This is a genomic window from Bacillus sp. AFS088145 (assembly GCF_002564465.1).
Classification (GTDB): Bacteria; Bacillota; Bacilli; order Bacillales; family Bacillaceae_G; genus Gottfriedia.
Genome location: NZ_NUUX01000023.1, coordinates 13,590 through 31,931 on the forward strand (window position 1 = coordinate 13,590; position 18,342 = coordinate 31,931).

At 37.9% G+C, this 18,342-nt stretch carries 33 protein-coding genes; all 33 read right to left on the bottom strand.

Going from position 1 to position 18,342, the window contains the following annotated elements; translation table 11 throughout:
• Positions 1-2 precede the first annotated feature (2 nt).
• The 33 genes from cbiQ to tuf all read right to left on the bottom strand — a co-directional run bounded on the left by cbiQ (position 3) and on the right by tuf (position 18,284).
• Positions 3-797: a cobalt ECF transporter T component CbiQ gene (gene cbiQ / locus COI44_RS15285; protein ID WP_098428734.1), complete on the bottom strand. Its 795-nt coding sequence runs from the start codon at positions 795-797 to the stop codon at positions 3-5.
• Entirely contained in the window at positions 794-1,660 is an 867-nt protein-coding gene (locus COI44_RS15290) for an energy-coupling factor ABC transporter ATP-binding protein (RefSeq protein ID WP_098428735.1), read from the bottom strand. Before COI44_RS15290 ends, cbiQ begins: the two co-directional genes overlap by 4 nt.
• Entirely contained in the window at positions 1,636-2,478 is an 843-nt protein-coding gene (locus tag COI44_RS15295; RefSeq protein WP_098428736.1) for an energy-coupling factor ABC transporter ATP-binding protein, read from the bottom strand. The genes COI44_RS15290 and COI44_RS15295 overlap by 25 nt, the downstream gene beginning before the upstream one ends.
• Before the next feature lie 113 nt (positions 2,479-2,591).
• Positions 2,592-2,954, bottom strand: coding sequence for a 50S ribosomal protein L17 (rplQ, locus tag COI44_RS15300; protein WP_056467487.1), 363 nt, complete (start codon positions 2,952-2,954; stop codon positions 2,592-2,594).
• Between the two features lie 84 nt (positions 2,955-3,038).
• On the bottom strand, positions 3,039-3,983 hold the full coding sequence (locus COI44_RS15305) for a DNA-directed RNA polymerase subunit alpha (protein WP_056467484.1): 945 nt from the start codon (positions 3,981-3,983) through the stop codon (positions 3,039-3,041).
• Positions 3,984-4,149: 166 nt separating this feature from the next.
• On the bottom strand, positions 4,150-4,539 hold the full coding sequence (gene rpsK, locus COI44_RS15310; RefSeq protein ID WP_056467481.1) for a 30S ribosomal protein S11: 390 nt from the start codon (positions 4,537-4,539) through the stop codon (positions 4,150-4,152).
• 29 nt (positions 4,540-4,568) lie between these two features.
• A complete protein-coding gene (rpsM, locus tag COI44_RS15315) occupies positions 4,569-4,934 on the bottom strand; it encodes a 30S ribosomal protein S13 (protein ID WP_098232302.1) in 366 nt (121 codons plus the stop codon).
• 21 nt (positions 4,935-4,955) lie between these two features.
• Positions 4,956-5,069 (bottom strand): 50S ribosomal protein L36, encoded by a 114-nt coding sequence (gene rpmJ / locus COI44_RS15320; protein WP_000868344.1) that lies wholly within the window; start codon positions 5,067-5,069, stop codon positions 4,956-4,958.
• A gap of 38 nt (positions 5,070-5,107) precedes the next feature.
• Complete coding sequence (gene infA, locus COI44_RS15325) at positions 5,108-5,326, bottom strand: translation initiation factor IF-1 (protein ID WP_056467475.1); 219 nt, start codon at positions 5,324-5,326, stop codon at positions 5,108-5,110.
• 226 nt (positions 5,327-5,552) lie between these two features.
• The gene (locus COI44_RS15330; protein WP_098232301.1) at positions 5,553-6,203 is read right to left on the bottom strand and encodes an adenylate kinase; all 651 of its coding nucleotides are present in this window, start codon (positions 6,201-6,203) and stop codon (positions 5,553-5,555) included.
• A gap of 49 nt (positions 6,204-6,252) precedes the next feature.
• Positions 6,253-7,557, bottom strand: a complete 1,305-nt coding sequence (gene secY, locus COI44_RS15335) for a preprotein translocase subunit SecY (protein ID WP_098428737.1) — start codon at positions 7,555-7,557, stop codon at positions 6,253-6,255.
• Between the two features lies 1 nt (position 7,558).
• Complete coding sequence (rplO, locus tag COI44_RS15340) at positions 7,559-7,999, bottom strand: 50S ribosomal protein L15 (protein WP_056467467.1); 441 nt, start codon at positions 7,997-7,999, stop codon at positions 7,559-7,561.
• A 30-nt stretch (positions 8,000-8,029) separates the two neighbouring features.
• Positions 8,030-8,212, bottom strand: coding sequence for a 50S ribosomal protein L30 (gene rpmD / locus COI44_RS15345; RefSeq protein ID WP_056467464.1), 183 nt, complete (start codon positions 8,210-8,212; stop codon positions 8,030-8,032).
• 15 nt (positions 8,213-8,227) lie between these two features.
• Positions 8,228-8,728, bottom strand: coding sequence for a 30S ribosomal protein S5 (gene rpsE, locus COI44_RS15350; RefSeq protein ID WP_056467462.1), 501 nt, complete (start codon positions 8,726-8,728; stop codon positions 8,228-8,230).
• Between the two features lie 20 nt (positions 8,729-8,748).
• Positions 8,749-9,111 (bottom strand): 50S ribosomal protein L18, encoded by a 363-nt coding sequence (gene rplR / locus COI44_RS15355; protein WP_069033615.1) that lies wholly within the window; start codon positions 9,109-9,111, stop codon positions 8,749-8,751.
• Positions 9,112-9,144: 33 nt separating this feature from the next.
• Positions 9,145-9,681 (bottom strand): 50S ribosomal protein L6, encoded by a 537-nt coding sequence (rplF, locus tag COI44_RS15360; RefSeq protein WP_069033614.1) that lies wholly within the window; start codon positions 9,679-9,681, stop codon positions 9,145-9,147.
• A 30-nt stretch (positions 9,682-9,711) separates the two neighbouring features.
• Positions 9,712-10,110, bottom strand: a complete 399-nt coding sequence (gene rpsH / locus COI44_RS15365; protein WP_056467453.1) for a 30S ribosomal protein S8 — start codon at positions 10,108-10,110, stop codon at positions 9,712-9,714.
• 33 nt (positions 10,111-10,143) lie between these two features.
• Entirely contained in the window at positions 10,144-10,329 is a 186-nt protein-coding gene (locus COI44_RS15370) for a type Z 30S ribosomal protein S14 (protein ID WP_056467450.1), read from the bottom strand.
• Between the two features lie 34 nt (positions 10,330-10,363).
• The gene (gene rplE / locus COI44_RS15375) at positions 10,364-10,903 is read right to left on the bottom strand and encodes a 50S ribosomal protein L5 (protein ID WP_069033613.1); all 540 of its coding nucleotides are present in this window, start codon (positions 10,901-10,903) and stop codon (positions 10,364-10,366) included.
• Between the two features lie 28 nt (positions 10,904-10,931).
• Positions 10,932-11,243: a 50S ribosomal protein L24 gene (gene rplX, locus COI44_RS15380; protein WP_056467443.1), complete on the bottom strand. Its 312-nt coding sequence runs from the start codon at positions 11,241-11,243 to the stop codon at positions 10,932-10,934.
• Between the two features lie 56 nt (positions 11,244-11,299).
• Positions 11,300-11,668: a 50S ribosomal protein L14 gene (gene rplN / locus COI44_RS15385; RefSeq protein ID WP_088014602.1), complete on the bottom strand. Its 369-nt coding sequence runs from the start codon at positions 11,666-11,668 to the stop codon at positions 11,300-11,302.
• 46 nt (positions 11,669-11,714) lie between these two features.
• On the bottom strand, positions 11,715-11,978 hold the full coding sequence (gene rpsQ / locus COI44_RS15390) for a 30S ribosomal protein S17 (protein WP_056467437.1): 264 nt from the start codon (positions 11,976-11,978) through the stop codon (positions 11,715-11,717).
• Between the two features lie 21 nt (positions 11,979-11,999).
• Entirely contained in the window at positions 12,000-12,200 is a 201-nt protein-coding gene (rpmC, locus tag COI44_RS15395; protein ID WP_097978199.1) for a 50S ribosomal protein L29, read from the bottom strand.
• The gene (gene rplP / locus COI44_RS15400; protein WP_056467431.1) at positions 12,190-12,624 is read right to left on the bottom strand and encodes a 50S ribosomal protein L16; all 435 of its coding nucleotides are present in this window, start codon (positions 12,622-12,624) and stop codon (positions 12,190-12,192) included. Before rplP ends, rpmC begins: the two co-directional genes overlap by 11 nt.
• A gap of 2 nt (positions 12,625-12,626) precedes the next feature.
• The gene (gene rpsC / locus COI44_RS15405; RefSeq protein WP_056467428.1) at positions 12,627-13,286 is read right to left on the bottom strand and encodes a 30S ribosomal protein S3; all 660 of its coding nucleotides are present in this window, start codon (positions 13,284-13,286) and stop codon (positions 12,627-12,629) included.
• Between the two features lie 3 nt (positions 13,287-13,289).
• Complete coding sequence (gene rplV, locus COI44_RS15410) at positions 13,290-13,631, bottom strand: 50S ribosomal protein L22 (RefSeq protein WP_056467425.1); 342 nt, start codon at positions 13,629-13,631, stop codon at positions 13,290-13,292.
• Between the two features lie 17 nt (positions 13,632-13,648).
• Positions 13,649-13,927 (bottom strand): 30S ribosomal protein S19, encoded by a 279-nt coding sequence (gene rpsS / locus COI44_RS15415; RefSeq protein ID WP_069033610.1) that lies wholly within the window; start codon positions 13,925-13,927, stop codon positions 13,649-13,651.
• Between the two features lie 57 nt (positions 13,928-13,984).
• The gene (gene rplB, locus COI44_RS15420) at positions 13,985-14,815 is read right to left on the bottom strand and encodes a 50S ribosomal protein L2 (protein WP_056467419.1); all 831 of its coding nucleotides are present in this window, start codon (positions 14,813-14,815) and stop codon (positions 13,985-13,987) included.
• 31 nt (positions 14,816-14,846) lie between these two features.
• Positions 14,847-15,137, bottom strand: a complete 291-nt coding sequence (gene rplW / locus COI44_RS15425; RefSeq protein ID WP_056467416.1) for a 50S ribosomal protein L23 — start codon at positions 15,135-15,137, stop codon at positions 14,847-14,849.
• Entirely contained in the window at positions 15,137-15,760 is a 624-nt protein-coding gene (gene rplD / locus COI44_RS15430; protein WP_098428738.1) for a 50S ribosomal protein L4, read from the bottom strand. The genes rplW and rplD overlap by 1 nt, the downstream gene beginning before the upstream one ends.
• 27 nt (positions 15,761-15,787) lie before the next feature.
• Positions 15,788-16,417, bottom strand: a complete 630-nt coding sequence (gene rplC, locus COI44_RS15435) for a 50S ribosomal protein L3 (protein ID WP_056467410.1) — start codon at positions 16,415-16,417, stop codon at positions 15,788-15,790.
• 33 nt (positions 16,418-16,450) lie between these two features.
• Complete coding sequence (gene rpsJ, locus COI44_RS15440; RefSeq protein ID WP_088003795.1) at positions 16,451-16,759, bottom strand: 30S ribosomal protein S10; 309 nt, start codon at positions 16,757-16,759, stop codon at positions 16,451-16,453.
• Between the two features lie 337 nt (positions 16,760-17,096).
• Entirely contained in the window at positions 17,097-18,284 is a 1,188-nt protein-coding gene (tuf, locus tag COI44_RS15445) for an elongation factor Tu (protein ID WP_098428739.1), read from the bottom strand.
• Positions 18,285-18,342: the final 58 nt, after the last annotated feature.

Consider the following 18,342-nt stretch of genomic DNA (forward strand, 5'->3'; position numbering starts at 1 on the left):
CATTACTTACGTAAAAACAATAATAGTAAAAATAATATCAGTAATACAACAAAACACGCTGTATCCCGCAAATGCCACTTCATAATACGAAACTTTGTTCTTCCATCTCCGCCTTGGTATCCTCTGGCTTCCATCGCAACTGCTAAGTCTTCAGCTCGTTTAAATGAATGAATAAATAATGGAACAAGTAAAGAAACTAATGCTTTTAACCGGTCTTTTATAGGTCCTGAAGAGAAATCCACTCCTCGAGACGACTGTGCCTTCATAATCTTTTCAGTCTCTTCCATAAGCGTTGGAATAAATCGTAGTGAAATAGACATCATTAAAGCCATTTCATGCACAGGTAGACCCAACCTTTTAAATGGGTTAAATAATGACTCAAGTCCATCTGTAATTTCGATTGGATTTGTTGTTAATGTCAGTAAAGTAGTAATTGAAACTAAAAGAAAAAATCTCAAAGATATATAAATACCTTGAATAATTCCTTCTTTATGAATGTCGACCCATCCAAAATGATAAATTAGTGGTCCTTCTTTATTTGTAAAAACATGCAATAAAAACGTAAACACTGCTAACAACCAGATTGCTCTTAATCCTTTTAAATAATAATTAAGTGGTACTCTTGATAGCAATACTGTTACGATTGAAAATAAAAATAAAATACCGTATGTTATAAAATTATTTGCTAAGAAAACGATACAAATAAAAATGAACATTGTAAGAAGTTTTGCTCTAGCATCTAGACGATGAATAAGTGAATCGCTTGGAATATATTTTCCGATAATTAGACTATTCATTTTGTTTCCCCATTATAAAGATTCGCTATATAATTAGCGAGTTGTTCGATTGTTAAACTTGTAGCTTTTTCATTAATGCCTAATTTTTGATTTAGTTCTTGGTGGAACTTTAAAGAAAGTGGAATTTGTAATCCAATTTCCTCTAACTCCCTTTCATATGAGAACACTTCTAAAGGGCTTCCCTTTAAATAAGTAGTCCCTTTTTGAAGCACATGGATCGTATCTGCATATCTCGCTGCATCTTCCATGCTATGCGTCACCAAAATGATCGTCAGTCCCTTTTCTTTATGCATTTCGTAAAACATATCCATTAACGCCTTTTGTCCACTAGGATCAAGACCAGCAGTTGGTTCATCCAAAACTAAAACTTCTGGTTCCATTGCTAAAACACCTGCAATTGCAACCCTTCTCATTTGACCACCACTTAATTCAAATGGTGACTTCATTAAATATTCTTCACTTAAGCCTACTTTTTCAATTAGATCTTTAGCTCTTTTTTTTGCTTCATCTTCAGATACACCAAAATTCATTGGACCAAAGCAAATATCTTTCTCTACAGTTTCTTCAAATAATTGCTGCTCAGGAAACTGAAAAACTAATCCTACTTTTTTTCTTAATGATTTTAAATTCTTGTTTTTCTTATCTGATAAAAGGGTAATATCGTCTATTTTAGCAATGCCCTCTGTTGGTTGTAAGAGGCCATTTAAATGTTGCAGAAAAGTAGATTTACCTGAGCCTGTGTGACCAATTACAGCATAATATGACCCATCTGGTATCGTAACATCAATATCATAAAGAGCACGATGCTCGAAAGGTGTCTTCGGCTGATAAGTATAGCCTACTTTTTCAAAAGTAATTTGCATAATTCGCTCACCAAGCTTTCTTGCTCTAGATGGTCTTGCCTCAAAGGTAAACCTTTTTCGATTAATAAACTAGAAAGGTTATTTGTAAAAGGAGATGCTAATCCAAGCGACTCTAAAGAAAACTCTGTTTTTAAAAGCTCTTCTGGAGTTACACTTTGAACTAAATGACCATCATGCATAATTAAAATACGGTCTGCATGTATTGCTTCTTCTATATCATGAGTAATTGAAATAACTGTCATATTAATGTCTTTATGTAAATCACGAATTGTCTCGATTACTTCTTTTCTACCGAAAGGATCTAACATCGAAGTAGCTTCATCTAATATTAATATACTTGGTTGAATTGCTAATGCTCCGGCTATTGCTACTCTTTGTTTTTGGCCACCAGAAAGAGAGTGTGGCTCATGGAGTACAAATTCATTCATATTGACGATGTTTAAAACTTCTTCAATTCGACGATCCATTTCTTTTTTCTCAATTCCATGGTTTTCTAATCCAAATGCAATATCGTCTATTACTGTCGTACCTACAAACTGATTATCAGGATTTTGAAATACCATCGCTATTTTCTTTCGCACGTCCCAAATTGTTTTTTCTGATAAGCTAATTTCCTCATCAATCACAATTTGGCCTTCTTCGGGTAATATTAGTCCATTTAAAAGTTTAGCTAATGTTGACTTTCCTGATCCGTTTCGACCTACAATAGCAATCCATTCATTTTCTTTTATATTAAATGATACAGAATGAACTGCATTTGATTGTGCCTGTGGATATTTAAAAGAGATGTTATCTACTTTAATACTATCTTTTCTCATTTGTTCACCTATAATTTCTCATTGTTTATAGATATATAATAGTCTAAAAGTAAACAGAAAAAAAGGGCAACGACATGTTTACAAGAAACGTCGAGCCCTTTTGTATTCGAATATTAAACTAATTCGATAACAACCATTGGTGCAGCGTCTCCACGACGAGGACCAATTTTTGCGATACGAGTGTATCCACCTTGACGCTCAGTGTAACGAGGAGCGATGTCAGCAAATAATTTTTGTAAAGCGTCTTGACCGTTTTCAGCGTTAGCAACTTCATTACGGATGTAAGCAGCAGCTAGACGACGAGCGTGTAAGTCTCCACGTTTACCTAAAGTAATCATTTTTTCAACAACTGAACGTAACTCCTTCGCACGAGTCTCAGTTGTTTGAATACGTTCGTTGATAATTAAATCAGTAGCTAAGTCACGTAACATAGCTTTACGTTGTGAGCTAGTACGTCCTAATTTTCTGTATCCCATTTCTAGTTCCCTCCTTTGTAAGTAGTATCAAAATTGGGTCATATAGACATGAAGAGAACGCCTCTCCCTTTATCGAAGCTACAATCAGTCTTCTTTACGTAGGCCAAGACCTAACTCTTCTAACTTATGTTTTACTTCTTCTAAAGACTTACGACCTAAGTTACGTACTTTCATCATGTCTTCTTCTGTCTTATTCGCAAGCTCTTGTACAGTATTAATACCAGCTCGCTTTAAGCAGTTATATGAACGAACAGAAAGATCAAGTTCTTCAATCGTCATTTCAAGGACTTTATCTTTTTGATCTTCTTCTTTTTCGACCATGATTTCTGCATTTTTAGCTTCGTCAGTTAAACCTACAAAAATGTTTAAGTGTTCAGTAAGAATTTTTGAACCTAATGCGATAGCATCCTTTGGTCCAATACTTCCGTCAGTCCAAACATCAAGTGTTAACTTATCGAAATTTGAAACCTGTCCCACACGTGTATTTTCAACTTGGTATGTGACACGAGACACTGGAGTGTAAATCGAGTCGATAGGAATAACACCTATTGCTTGATCCTCTCTTTTGTTACCATCTGCAGGGATGTATCCACGTCCACGTCTAGCAGTTAGACGCATACGTAAATGAGCATCTTTAGCAAGAGTTGCAATATGAAGATCTGGATTTAGAACTTCAACATCGCTATCATGCGTAATATCGGCTGCAGTAATTGGCCCTTCACCGCGTACATCAATTTCTAATGTTTTTTCTTCGTCTGAATAAATTTTCAAAGCAAGTTTTTTAACATTAAGGATAATTGTTGTAACGTCTTCTACAACACCTTCAACTGTAGAGAACTCATGTAACACGCCATCAATTTGAATAGCAGTTACAGCGGCACCAGGAAGTGAGGATAAAAGGATACGACGTAAGGAGTTACCTAGCGTTGTACCATATCCACGCTCAAGTGGTTCAATAACGAATTTACCATATTTGGAATCGTCACTGATCTCAACCGTTTCGATTTTCGGCTTTTCGATTTCAATCATTTTTTAAACCCTCCTTCAAAACGTCGAAACCCTCGGTTAGACCACGCTAACCGAAAGTCCCTATTAGGCAGTTCCTAATTGTGCACAACAAGAGATGTCTGTTAATATTTGCCAAACATATATCATAATCCATTATAGACAATTCTTGTAAATTTATACAGACAAATTATACACGACGACGTTTTGGTGGACGGCATCCGTTATGTGGAACTGGAGTAACGTCTCTGATAGCAGTTACTTCAAGACCAGCAGCTTGAAGAGCACGGATAGCAGCCTCACGACCAGCACCCGGACCTTTAACAGTTACGTCAAGAGTTTTTAAACCGTGTTCCATAGAAGCTTTAGCAGCAGTTTCAGCAGCCATTTGTGCAGCGAATGGAGTAGATTTACGAGATCCTTTGAAACCTAATGATCCAGCGCTTGACCAAGAAATTGCGTTACCATGAACATCAGTGATTGTTACGATTGTGTTATTGAAAGTTGAACGAATATGAGCTGTACCAGCTTCAATATTCTTTTTCACACGACGTTTACGTACATTTGTTTTACGTGCCATGTTGAATACCCTCCTTTACTTAAAAAATATTATTTCTTCTTGTTCGCTACTGTGCGGCGTGGGCCTTTACGAGTACGAGCATTGTTTTTAGTGTTTTGACCACGAACAGGTAAGCTACGACGGTGGCGAATACCACGATATGAACCGATTTCGATTAGACGTTTAATGTTTAAAGAAACTTCACGACGAAGATCCCCTTCAACTTTCAACTTGTCGATTAATTCACGAATTTTACCTAATTCTTCTTCTGTTAAATCACGTACACGAGTGTCTTCTGAAATACCAGCGTCAGCTAAGATTTTTTCAGAAGTTGCACGACCGATTCCGTATACATAAGTTAAAGAAACAACCACGCGTTTGTCGCGAGGAATATCTACACCAGCAATACGAGCCATTCTAGTGCACCTCCTTCTATATTAACCTTGTTTTTGTTTATGTTTTGGATTTTCACAAATTACCATTACTTTACCACGTCTGCGGATAACTTTACATTTTTCACAGATTGGTTTTACTGATGGTCTCACTTTCATGATTTCAACCTCCTTGTAGATTACGGAGTGCATATTTATTATTTAAAACGGTACGTAATACGGCCACGAGTTAAATCATATGGAGATAGTTCTACAGTAACTTTGTCACCTGGAAGAATACGAATGAAGTTCATACGAATTTTACCAGAAACGTGTGCAAGAACGACATGACCATTTTCTAATTCAACCTTGAACATCGCATTCGGAAGTGTTTCCGTAACGGTACCTTCAATTTCAATTACATCATCTTTCGCCATTAGGGCATTCTCCTTTCTTCAAATCAGTAGCTTGCTTGTAGGCAAACATACGCTTAGGAACATTAAGCCAAAGTGCTCTGATATGTTGGAGATTTTTGGCCTACTAAAGACCTATATTATATCAATCGTTCCAAGCAAAGCTATGTTTAAGCTTTTATAACAGTATCAGTTTTGACGAAACAACAATACGTCATACACAAGGAACGACGATCTTATCGTTCAATTATTAAACTAACTCTTTTAAAAGATTATCAATGTCATTGAAGACTTTAGTAATCTCTTGTTCACCTTCAATTGTTTTTACATAACCAAGATTATTGTAGAAATCAAGTAATGGCTGAGTTTGTTTAATATTTACTTCAAGGCGATTTGCAACTGTTTCTTCATTATCATCCGCACGTTGATAAAGTTCTCCGCCACATTTTGGGCAAACACCCTCTTCAACAGGTGGATTGAAAATTAAATGATAAGTTGCTCCACACTCTTTGCAAATACGACGACCTGTTAAACGTTCAATTAAAAGTTGTTGGTCTACATGAATGTTTAACACGAAGTCAATTTTACGATTCATTACTTTCAGAGTCTCTTCTAGTGCTTCAGCCTGCGCAACTGTTCTAGGAAAACCATCCAGTAAAAAACCATTTTGGCAATCATCTTTAGCTAATCGTTCACGTACAATACCAATTGTTACCTCATCGGGAACAAGATGACCTTGATCCATAAACGATTTTGCTTGAAGACCTAGTTCAGTGCCGTCTTTAATCGCTGCACGGAACATATCACCAGTAGATATATGAGGAATGCCGTATTTTTCGACAATTTTCTCAGCTTGTGTGCCTTTGCCTGCACCAGGAAGCCCCATAAGAATTAAATTCATGGTTAATCCTCCTCAAAATTAGGTGAGCAATAGGGAATTAATCATTTCCCTATGCTCGTTCTTTAATAAAGCCTTTGTAGTTTCTCTTAACAAGCTGACTTTCTAATTGTTTCATTGTTTCAAGCGCAACTCCGACTACGATTAGTAAACTTGTTCCTCCAATTTGAGCTGAAGGTGGTAAGTTCGCAATTTTACCAAATACAATTGGTAATAAAGCGATGACAGCTAAGAAAATTGCTCCTACGAAAGTTAAACGATATAAGACTTTAATGATATACTCTTGAGTGCTCTTACCTGGGCGAATACCCGGGATGTAGCCACCTTGCTTTTGAAGATTTTCAGCCATTTGCTCTGGGTTTGCCTGAACAAAAGTATAAAAATATGTGAAAGCAACGATCAAGATTAAATAAAATGCCATACCCCATGGATTGTTATACGTAAAGTGCGTTTTAATCCATTCAGTCACATTGTTGCTTGGTAAGAACGATGCAATTGTTGATGGAGTAATTAAAAATGAAACAGCGAAGATTACCGGAATAACCCCAGCGCCATTTACTTTTAATGGCAAGTGAGTAGATTGTCCTCCGACATAACTATTATTACCATTGTTACGTTTAGCATATTGAATTGGAATTTTACGATTAGCTTGTTGAATATAAATTACAGCTACGATTACTAATAGTAAAACTAAAACCACTAGGCCAACTTTCACGATGTTTAAGAATAGCGCGTCACCAGCACCTTTAAATTGTTGCTGATAGACTTGACTCATTGTATTAGGTATAGCAGCAACTATACCGCCAAAGATGATAACTGATATACCGTTCCCTACACCTTTAGCAGTAATCTGCTCACCTAACCACAATAAGAAAGATGTTCCAGCTGTTAGTACAATTGCTATATAAAGATAGGTTGACCAACCTGGATTTTCTATTAACATTCCGCCAGTAATATTGTTCATACTGATTGATAATCCAATTGCTTCTACAAAACCAAGAATAATTGTGATGTATCTAGTCAGTTGAGTCAATTTACGTCGACCAATCTCACCTTGCTTCGACCATTCAGTTAACTTCGGAACAACGTCCATTTGAAGTAACTGAATAATGATTGAAGCAGTAATGTACGGCATTATACCCATTGCAAAAATCGAGAACTGTTTAAGAGCTCCTCCACCGAATGTGTTTAGAACACCAAAGATGCTTGAGCTATCTTGTGATGCTAATACATCGGCGTTGACGTTTGGAACAGGTATAAACGTTCCAATACGAAATACAATTAACATTAATAACGTAAAGAATATTTTTTTTCTAATATCTGCAATGCGCATAAAGTTGGAGATTGTCCGGAACATTTTAGATCACCTCAGCATTTCCACCAGCTGCTTCGATTGCCTCTACCGCAGAAGATGAGAACTTGTGAGCTTTAACAGTAAGTTTAACTTCTAACTTACCTTTACCTAAAATCTTAATACCAGCTAATTCTTTACGAACAATACCAGTTTCGATCAGTAACTCAGGAGTTACTTCAGTTCCGTTTTCGAAGCGATTTAACGTTTCAACATTAACGATTGCGTAATCTTTACGGTTGATGTTAGTGAAACCACGTTTTGGTAAACGACGGAATAAAGGAGTTTGACCACCTTCAAATCCAAGACGAACACCGCCACCTGAACGAGCGTTTTGTCCTTTATGACCTTTACCTGCAGTTTTACCAGTACCTGAACCAATACCACGACCGATACGTTTAGATACTTTACGAGAACCTTCTGTAGGTTTTAATTCATGAAGTTTCATTAGGGCACCTCCTTACTTATTCATGTTCAATTAAATTTCTTTTACAGATACAAGGTGAGAAACTTTGTTAATCATCCCACGCATTGCAGCGTTATCTTGTTTAACAACAGTTTGGTTTGTTTTAGTAATACCTAAAGCACGAACTGTTGCGATTTGGTCTTGTTTACGACCAATTACACTGCGAGTAAGGGTAATTTCTAACTGTTTAGCCATCGTTATCCCTCCTTATTAACCTAGTAATTCTTCTACAGATTTACCACGTAGTTTTGCAACTTCATCCGCACGTTTTAAGTTACTTAAACCTTCGATAGTAGCACGTACAATGTTTACTGGTGTGTTAGAACCAAGAGATTTAGATAAAATATCATGTACCCCAGCAAGTTCTAATACCGCACGAACAGGACCTCCAGCGATAACTCCAGTACCTTCAGAAGCAGGTTTTAAGAATACTTCACCAGCTCCAAAACGACCAGTAATTACGTGAGGAATTGTAGTTCCAACGATTGGTACGTTAATTAGGTTTTTCTTAGCATCTTCAACAGCTTTACGAATAGCATCAGGTACTTCTTGAGCTTTACCAGTACCAAAACCTACATGACCGTTTTTGTCACCAACAACTACTAATGCTGCAAAGCGGAAACGACGTCCACCTTTAACAACTTTAGCAACACGGTTGATCGTAACTAAGCGTTCTTCAAGCTCTAATTTATTAGGATCAATGCGACGCATGTATGTCCCTCCTTCTTTTATTAAAATTGTAAACCAGCTTCACGAGCAGCTTCAGCTAAAGCTTTTACGCGACCATGATATAAGTAACCACCGCGGTCGAATACAACTACAGAAACACCTTTTTCAGTAGCGCGTTTTGCAACTAAACTACCAACTAATGTTGCTGCTTCGATATTGCCAGTACCATTTAAAGTTAATTCTTTATCTAAAGTTGATGCACTTGCTAATGTTACACCATTAACATCATCAATGATTTGAGCATAGATATGGTTGTTTGAACGGTAAACGTTTAAACGTGGACGTTCTTGAGTACCAGATAATTTAGTACGAACACGAGCATGTCTTTTTTTACGTACTGCATTTTTATCAGCCTTAAAGATCATCTTGGTCACTCCTTTCTCTTATCTAGTTATAGATTACTTCGCAGTTTTACCTTCTTTACGACGAACCATTTCGCCTTCGTAACGAATACCTTTACCTTTGTAAGGCTCTGGTGGACGTACTTGACGGATGTAAGCAGCAAGAGCGCCTACACGTTCTTTGTCGATACCTTTAATACTGATTTTAGTATTTGAAGGTACTTCGATTTCAACACCATTTTCAGGAGTGATCTCAACTGGGTGAGAATAACCAACAGCTAGAACAAGTTTGTCACCTGTTTTAGTTGCACGGTAACCTACCCCAACTAATTCAAGGTTACGAGTATAACCATTAGTTACACCTTCAACCATGTTACCTAAGATAGCACGAGTTGTACCATGAAGAGCACGGTGCTCTTTGTTATCAGTTGGACGTGCAACTGATAATACGTTCTCGTTAACTTCGATTGTCATATCAGGGCTAAAAGTACGAGTTAACTCACCTTTAGGTCCTTTTACTGTAATAGTATTGTTGTTATTAGTAAGAGTAACTCCAGCAGGAATTACAAGTTCTTTTTTACCAACACGAGACATTCACTACACCTCCATTCTCTCTGTGTTATATTACCAAACGTATGCTAAGATTTCGCCACCAGTTTTTGCTTGACGAGCTTCTTTATCTGTCATTACACCTTTAGATGTTGAAACAATTGCAACACCTAAACCGTTAAGTACGCGAGGTACTTCGTCAGCTTTCGCGTATACACGTAAGCCAGGCTTAGAGATTCTTTTTAATCCAGTGATAACACGTTCGTTGTTCACACCATATTTTAAGAAAATACGGATGATACCTTGTTTATCATCTTCAATGTACTCAACGTCACGGATGAAACCTTCACGTTTTAGAATTTCAGCAACTTCTTTCTTTAGGTTAGAACCTGGGAATTCTAATTTCTCGTGACGTACCATGTTCGCATTACGAATGCGAGTAAGCATATCTGCAATAGGATCTGTCATGACCATGTTCAGATAACCTCCTTCCTAATATCTATAGAATTACCAACTAGCTTTTTTAACGCCAGGGATTTGTCCTTTATAAGCAAGTTCACGGAAACAAATACGGCAAAGTTTAAATTTACGTAATACTGAGTGTGGACGTCCGCAACGTTCGCAACGTGTATACTCTTGTACTTTAAATTTTTGAGCACGTTTTTGTTTCGCAATCATTGATTTTTTAGCCACGTTTTCGCCTCCTCTTCTTTAGCGCTGGCTTTCATTATTTTTGAAAAGGCATTCCGAATAATGTTAGCATTTCACGAGCTTCTTCATCAGTATTTGCAGTAGTTACAATAACGATGTCCATACCACGTACTTTGTTTACTTTATCATAATCGATCTCTGGGAAGATTAATTGCTCTTTAACACCTAAAGTGTAGTTTCCACGGCCATCGAATGCTTTTTTAGAGATTCCACGGAAGTCACGTACACGAGGTAATGTTACAGAAACTAATTTCTCAAAGAATTCGTACATACGCTCACCGCGTAATGTAACTTTAGCACCGATAGGCATTCCTTCACGAAGACGGAATTGTGCGATTGATTTTTTAGCTCTAGTTACAACAGGTTTTTGACCTGCGATTAAAGTTAATTCCTCAACAGCAGTATCTAATGCTTTTGAATTTGAAACAGCCTCACCAACACCCATGTTGATGACGATCTTTTCAATTTTTGGCACTTGCATAACTGATTTATAGTTAAACTTGCTCACTAGAGCAGGAGTGATTTCATTTTGATATTTCTCGACTAGGCGGTTCATTCAGTTGACCTCCTTTCATAAATTTCTATTATTTATCAAGTAATTCGCCTGATTTTTTTGCAATACGTACTTTTTTACCATCCACTAATTGGTAACCTACGCGTGTAGGTACTCCAGTTTTTGGATCTAATGCCATAACATTAGAAACATGGATTGGTGCTTCTTTCTCGATGATGCCACCTTGTGGGTTAGCTTGAGTAGGTTTTGAGTGTTTTTTAATGATGTTAACACCTTCAACTAGTACGCGGTTATTCTTTGGAAAAGCAGCAAGGATAACACCTTGTTTTCCTTTGTCTTTACCAGAGATAACTTGAACTTTATCACCTTTTTTTACATGCATCTTCTTCGTGCACCTCCTTAATAAGGCTTTCTGAAGTATTTATTAAAGTACATTAATTAAAGTACTTCTGGAGCTAATGATACGATTTTCATGAAGTTGCTATCACGTAATTCACGTGCAACTGGTCCGAAAATACGAGTACCACGTGGGCTCTTATCATCTTTAATGATAACAGCTGCGTTTTCATCAAATTTGATGTAAGTACCGTCTGGACGACGAACACCGCGTTTCGTACGAACGATAACAGCTTTAACTACATCACCTTTTTTAACAACGCCACCTGGTGTTGCTTGTTTTACTGAACATACGATGATATCACCGATGTTAGCAGTTTTACGGCCTGAACCACCTAATACTTTAATAGTAAGTAATTCACGTGCACCTGAATTGTCAGCAACTTTTAAACGAGTTTCTTGTTGGATCATGTCAAATTGACCTCCTTTCGGATTAAGAATGATATCCGATCATCTATTAGATAATAACAGCTTCTTCTACGATTTCAACTAAACGGAAACGTTTTGTAGCTGATAATGGACGAGTCTCCATGATTTTTACGATATCGCCAACTTTTGCAGTGTTTAGCTCATCGTGCGCTTTATATTTCTTAGAATATTTAACGCGTTTTCCGTATAGTTTATGTGTTTTATAAGTTTCAACTACAACAGTAATTGTCTTATCCATTTTATCAGAAACTACACGTCCTGTGTAAACTTTACGTTGGTTACGTTCGCTCACTGGGCAAACCTCCCCTCATTATTAATTATTAGAGTTAACTTCTCTTTCACGAACTACAGTTTTCATACGAGCAATTGCTTTACGAACCTCGCGGATACGAGCAGTGTTCTCTAATTGTCCTGTAGCTAATTGGAAACGAAGATTGAATAACTCTTCTTTAAGAGATTTCACTTTTAATTCAATTTCAGCAGTGGTAAGATCGCGAATCTCATTAGTTTTCATTAGAATCACCACCATTGTCTTCACGTTTTACAAACTTACATTTAACTGGTAATTTGTGAGCTGCTAAGCGTAGTGCTTCACGAGCTACTTCTTCAGATACACCAGCGATTTCGAACATAATTTTTCCTGGTTTAACGACTGCTACCCAACCTTCTGGAGCACCTTTACCGCTACCCATACGAACCTCAAGAGGTTTAGCTGTGTAAGGCTTAGAAGGGAAGATTTTAATCCATACTTTACCGCCACGTTTCATGTAACGAGTCATAGCACGACGCGCTGCTTCAATTTGACGGTTAGTAATCCAAGAAGCTTCAGTAGATTGTAAACCGAATTCACCGAATGCAATTTCAGTACCACCTTTGGCACGTCCACGCATTTTTCCACGATGCTCTCTTCTATATTTAACACGTTTAGGCATTAACATAATTAATTTCCTCCTTCCTCAGAAGCTTTCTTTTTTGTAGGAAGAACTTCACCTTTGTAAATCCATACTTTTACGCCTAGTTTACCATATGTTGTATCTGCTTCTGCAGTTGCATAATCGATATCCGCACGTAATGTATGAAGTGGCACTGTACCTTCACTATATGACTCTGAACGAGCAATATCTGCTCCGCCAAGACGACCAGAAACTTGTGTTTTAATACCTAATGCACCAGCACGCATAGCACGTTGAAGTACTTGCTTTTGAGCACGACGGAAAGAAACACGGTTTTCTAATTGACGAGCGATGTTTTCAGCTACTAATTTAGCATCAAGATCTGCTCTTTTAATTTCGATGATGTTGATATGAACACGTTTGCCAGTAAGGTTGTTTAAAGCTTTACGAAGAGCTTCAACTTCCGAACCACCTTTACCGATTACCATACCTGGTTTTGCAGTGTGAACTGTAATGTTTACACGGTTAGCAGCTCTTTCGATTTCTACTTTAGAAACAGCAGAATCTTTTAAACGAGTGCTGATGTACTCACGAATTTTGATGTCTTCATGTAAAAGATCAGCGTAATCTTTTTCAGCGTACCATTTAGATTCCCAATCTTTAATAATACCAACACGAAGTCCGACTGGATTTACCTTTTGTCCCATCGATTATCCCTCCTTCTTCTCTGATACCACGATTGTAATGTGGCTTGTGCGTTTGTTGATTGCGCTAGCACGTCCTTGTGCACGAGGGCGGAAACGTTTTAAAGTAGCACCTTCATCAACGAATACTTTTTCGATGTATAAGTTATTAACATCCATATCATAGTTATGCTCTGCGTTAGCAATAGCAGATTTTAATAATTTTTCTACAACAGGAGAAGCAGTTTTTGGTGTGTGTCGAAGGATTGCGATCGCTTCGCCAACTTGTTTACCTCGGATTAAATCGACTACTAGACGAACTTTACGAGGAGCGATACGAACTGTTCTCAGTACAGCTTTTGCTTGCATTGGAGTGCCTCCTCTCATTATCTTCTAGTTTTCTTGTCATCCGCATCGTGACCTTTATAAGTACGAGTTGGAGCAAATTCACCAAGTTTGTGACCTACCATATCTTCCGATACATATACAGGTACGTGTTTACGACCATCGTATACTGCAATAGTATGTCCGATAAATTGTGGGAAAATTGTCGAACGACGTGACCAAGTTTTAACAACTTGCTTAGAGTCAGTCTCGTTTAATTTCTCAACTTTAGCTAATAAGTGATCATCAATAAATGGACCTTTTTTTAGGCTGCGTCCCATTGTGGTACCTCCCTTCGTGATTGACCTACGGTTCTAGTGAACCGTAGCACAATCGCGTTATTTTTTACGACGACGAACGATAAACTTGTCTGACGCTTTGTTTTTCTTACGAGTTTTGTAACCAAGAGTTGGTTTACCCCATGGAGACATTGGTGATTTACGTCCGATTGGAGAGCGTCCTTCACCACCACCGTGTGGGTGATCAACTGGGTTCATTACAGATCCACGTACAGTTGGGCGTTTACCCATCCAACGAGAACGACCTGCTTTACCGATGTTAATAAGTTCATGATGTTCGTTACCAACTTGACCTACTGTCGCGCGGCAAGTTGCTAAAATCATACGTACTTCACCAGAGTTTAAACGAACTAGTACATAACGGTCTTCTTTACCTAATACTTGAGCAGAAGTACCAGCTGAACGTACTAATTGTCCTCCACGACCTGGTTTTAACTCGATGTTGTGGATTGTAGTACCTACTGGAATGTTTACAAGTGGTAAAGCGTTACCTACTTTAATATCTGCTTCAGGACCTGAAACGATTTCCATTCCTACTACTAAGTTTTTAGGAGCTAGGATGTAACGTTTTTCTCCATCAGCGTAGTTAATTAACGCAATGTTTGCAGAACGGTTTGGATCGTACTCGATTGTAGCAACGCGTCCTGGTATACCATCTTTATCTCGTTTGAAATCGATGATACGGTATTGACGTTTGTGTCCACCACCTTGGTGACGAACAGTAATTTTACCTTGGTTATTACGGCCAGCTTTTTTGCTAAGTGGAGCTAATAGTGATTTTTCTGGTTTGTCAGTAGTGATCTCAGCAAAATCATTAGTAGTCATACCACGGCGACCGTTAGTGGTTGGTTTATACTTTTTGATTCCCATCGTAATTTCCCTCCTTTTCTAGTAGTTAGTATTAAACGCCTTCGAATAATGTAATTTCTTGGCTATCAGCAGTTAATTTAACGATTGCTTTTCTACGACGGTTTGTGTAACCAGCATGTTTACCCATACGCTTAAACTTACCTTTGTAGTTCATTACGTTAACTTTTTCTACTTTAACACCGAAGATTGCTTCAACAGCATCTTTAACTTCAGTTTTGTTAGCTCTTACATCTACTTCAAAAGTGTATTTTTTTTCAGCGATTGCTTCCATAGAAGCTTCAGTGATAACTGGGCGTTTGATAATATCACGAGGATCCTTCATTACGCAAGCACCTCCTCTACTTTTTCCACCGCAGCTTTAGTCATGATTAATGTATCATGATGTAAAACGTCGATTACGTTTACTTCATTTGCTGCAAGAACTGTGATTCCAGGGATATTGCGAGCAGATAAAGCTACGTTTTCATTTAAGTCAGCTGTTACGATTAAAACTTTCTTAGCAACTGATAAGCCAGTTAAAACAGTAACCATATCTTTTGTTTTTGGTGCGTTTAACGCTAAATCTTCAAGAACTAGCATGCTTTGTTCTAATACTTTAGTAGATAAAGCAGATTTAATCGCTAAGCGACGTACCTTTTTAGGTAATTTATAAGAGTATGATCTTGGAGCTGGACCGAATACGATACCACCACCACGCCATTGTGGAGAACGGATTGAACCTTGACGAGCACGTCCAGTTCCTTTTTGTTTCCATGGTTTACGACCACCACCACGTACTTCAGAACGTGTTTTAACTTTGTGAGTACCTTGACGTAAAGATGCACGTTGCATCATTACAGCATCAAATAAAGCATGTTCGTTTGGAGCTATCCCGAATACAGCATCAGCTAATTCGATTTCTCCTACTTGAGCACCTGTTTGATTAAACATAGTAACTTTAGGCATTTTATTTCCTCCTTTCTTCTAAATTAATTATTTAGATTTAACCGCAGTACGGATTGTAACGTAAGATTTTTTAGAACCTGGTACATTACCTTTTACTAAAAGTAAGTTACGTTCAACGTCAACTTTAACGATTTGTAGGTTTTGTACAGTTACTTTTTCTCCACCCATTTGACCAGGTAAAGCTTTGTTTTTGAATACACGGTTCGGAGCAACAGGACCCATTGAACCTGGACGACGGTGGTAACGAGAACCGTGAGACATTGGCCCACGAGATTGTCCGTGGCGCTTAATGCTACCTTGGAATCCTTTACCTTTTGAAGTTCCAGTTACATCAACGATGTCACCATTTGCAAAAATATCTACTTTGACTTCTTGACCAACTTCATAAGCTGATACGTCAGCGTTGCGAAGTTCACGAACGAAGCGCTTAGGTGCAGTGTTTGCCTTAGCAGAGTGCCCTTTTTCTGGTTTGTTAGCTAATTTTTCACGTTTGTCAGCGAAACCGATTTGGATAGCTTCGTAGCCATCAGTTTCAGTAGTTTTCTTTTGTAAAACCACGTTTGGAGTAGCTTCGATTACAGTTACTGGAATTAACTCGCCGTTTTCAGCAAATACTTGTGTCATACCGATCTTTTTCCCTAAGATTCCTTTAGTCATAAGTCACACCTCCTGAATTTATATATAATTTTATTAAAGTTTGATTTCAATATCAACGCCAGATGGTAAATCTAGTCTCATTAATGAATCAACTGTTTGTGGAGTTGGATTCACGATATCGATTAAACGTTTGTGAGTGCGCATTTCGAATTGCTCACGAGAATCTTTGTATTTATGAACCGCACGAAGAATCGTGTAAATTGATTTCTCAGTTGGTAACGGAATCGGACCAGATACAGAAGCACCAGAACGTTTCGCTGTTTCAACGATTTTCTCTGCAGATTGATCTAAAATACGGTGATCATAAGCTTTTAAACGAATACGAATTTTTTCTTTTGCCATAATTTTCCCTCCTTTTTCGCCTATTTAAATAATAGACATACTCCGTGGAAATTTCCCTACACTCGCCATGGCAAAGCGGCCGGGTGTATCAGCAACCTTCCACTTCTACGCAGTCAAAGACCAACATCATCTATTATACATAAAAAATAATGCTATTGCAAGCATTTGTTATAAGTTTAAATAAATAATGTTCTCGTCGTCTTCAGTACTTAGTTATTATATTATCTTCAATTATTAAAATCAAGCAAGAATCGGTTTTAATGCATATTTTAAATATTTCCAATTTACTTATAAAAAAAAGCTTAGAAGAAAAGATCTTCTAAGCTTTTAAGTTTAATTATTCAACGATTGTAGCAACTACGCCAGCGCCTACAGTACGTCCACCCTCACGGATAGAGAACTTAGTTCCTTCTTCAACAGCGATTGCGTTGATTAACTCAACAGTCATTTCGATGTTGTCGCCAGGCATAACCATTTCAACGCCTTCTGGTAATTGGATGATTCCAGTTACGTCAGTTGTACGGAAATAGAATTGTGGACGGTAGTTAGCGAAGAATGGAGTGTGACGTCCACCTTCTTCTTTAGATAAAACGTAAACTTCAGCTTTGAACTTAGTGTGTTGTTTAACTGAACCTGGTTTAGCTAAAACTTGACCACGTTGGATATCGTCACGAGCAACCCCACGAAGAAGTGCACCGATGTTATCTCCAGCTTCTGCTTGGTCAAGAAGCTTACGGAACATTTCAACACCTGTTACAGTAGTTGATTTTGGCTCTTCAACAAGACCAACGATTTCTACTACGTCACCAACTTTAACGATACCACGCTCAACACGACCAGTAGCAACTGTTCCACGACCAGTGATTGAGAATACATCCTCAACTGGCATTAAGAAAGGCTTGTCAGTTTCACGAGCTGGTGTTGGGATATAAGAATCAACTTCAGCCATTAATTCATGAATTTTAGCTTCCCACGCAGCATCTCCTTCAAGAGCTTTAAGCGCAGAACCTTTGATTACTGGAATGTCATCGCCAGGGAATTCGTATTCTGATAATAGATCACGGATTTCCATTTCAACTAATTCAAGTAACTCTTCATCGTCAACCATGTCACATTTGTTCATGAATACTACGATGTAAGGTACACCTACTTGACGAGATAAAAGAATGTGCTCACGAGTTTGAGGCATTGGACCATCAGCAGCAGATACTACTAAGATACCACCGTCCATTTGAGCAGCACCAGTGATCATGTTTTTAACATAGTCAGCGTGACCTGGGCAGTCAACGTGTGCATAGTGACGAGTTTCTGTTTCGTACTCAACGTGTGCAGTAGAGATTGTGATTCCACGTTCTCTTTCTTCTGGAGCTCCGTCGATTTGATCGTAAGCGCGAGCTTCAGCTCCACCTACTTTAGCTAATACAGTTGTAATAGCAGCAGTTAATGTAGTTTTACCATGGTCAACGTGTCCGATTGTACCAATGTTAACGTGTGGTTTTACACGTTCGAATTTAGCTTTACCCATTGTAAAAATCCTCCTTATAATTAAGAAAATTAATTTTTAGTTTTATTATTATGCCACA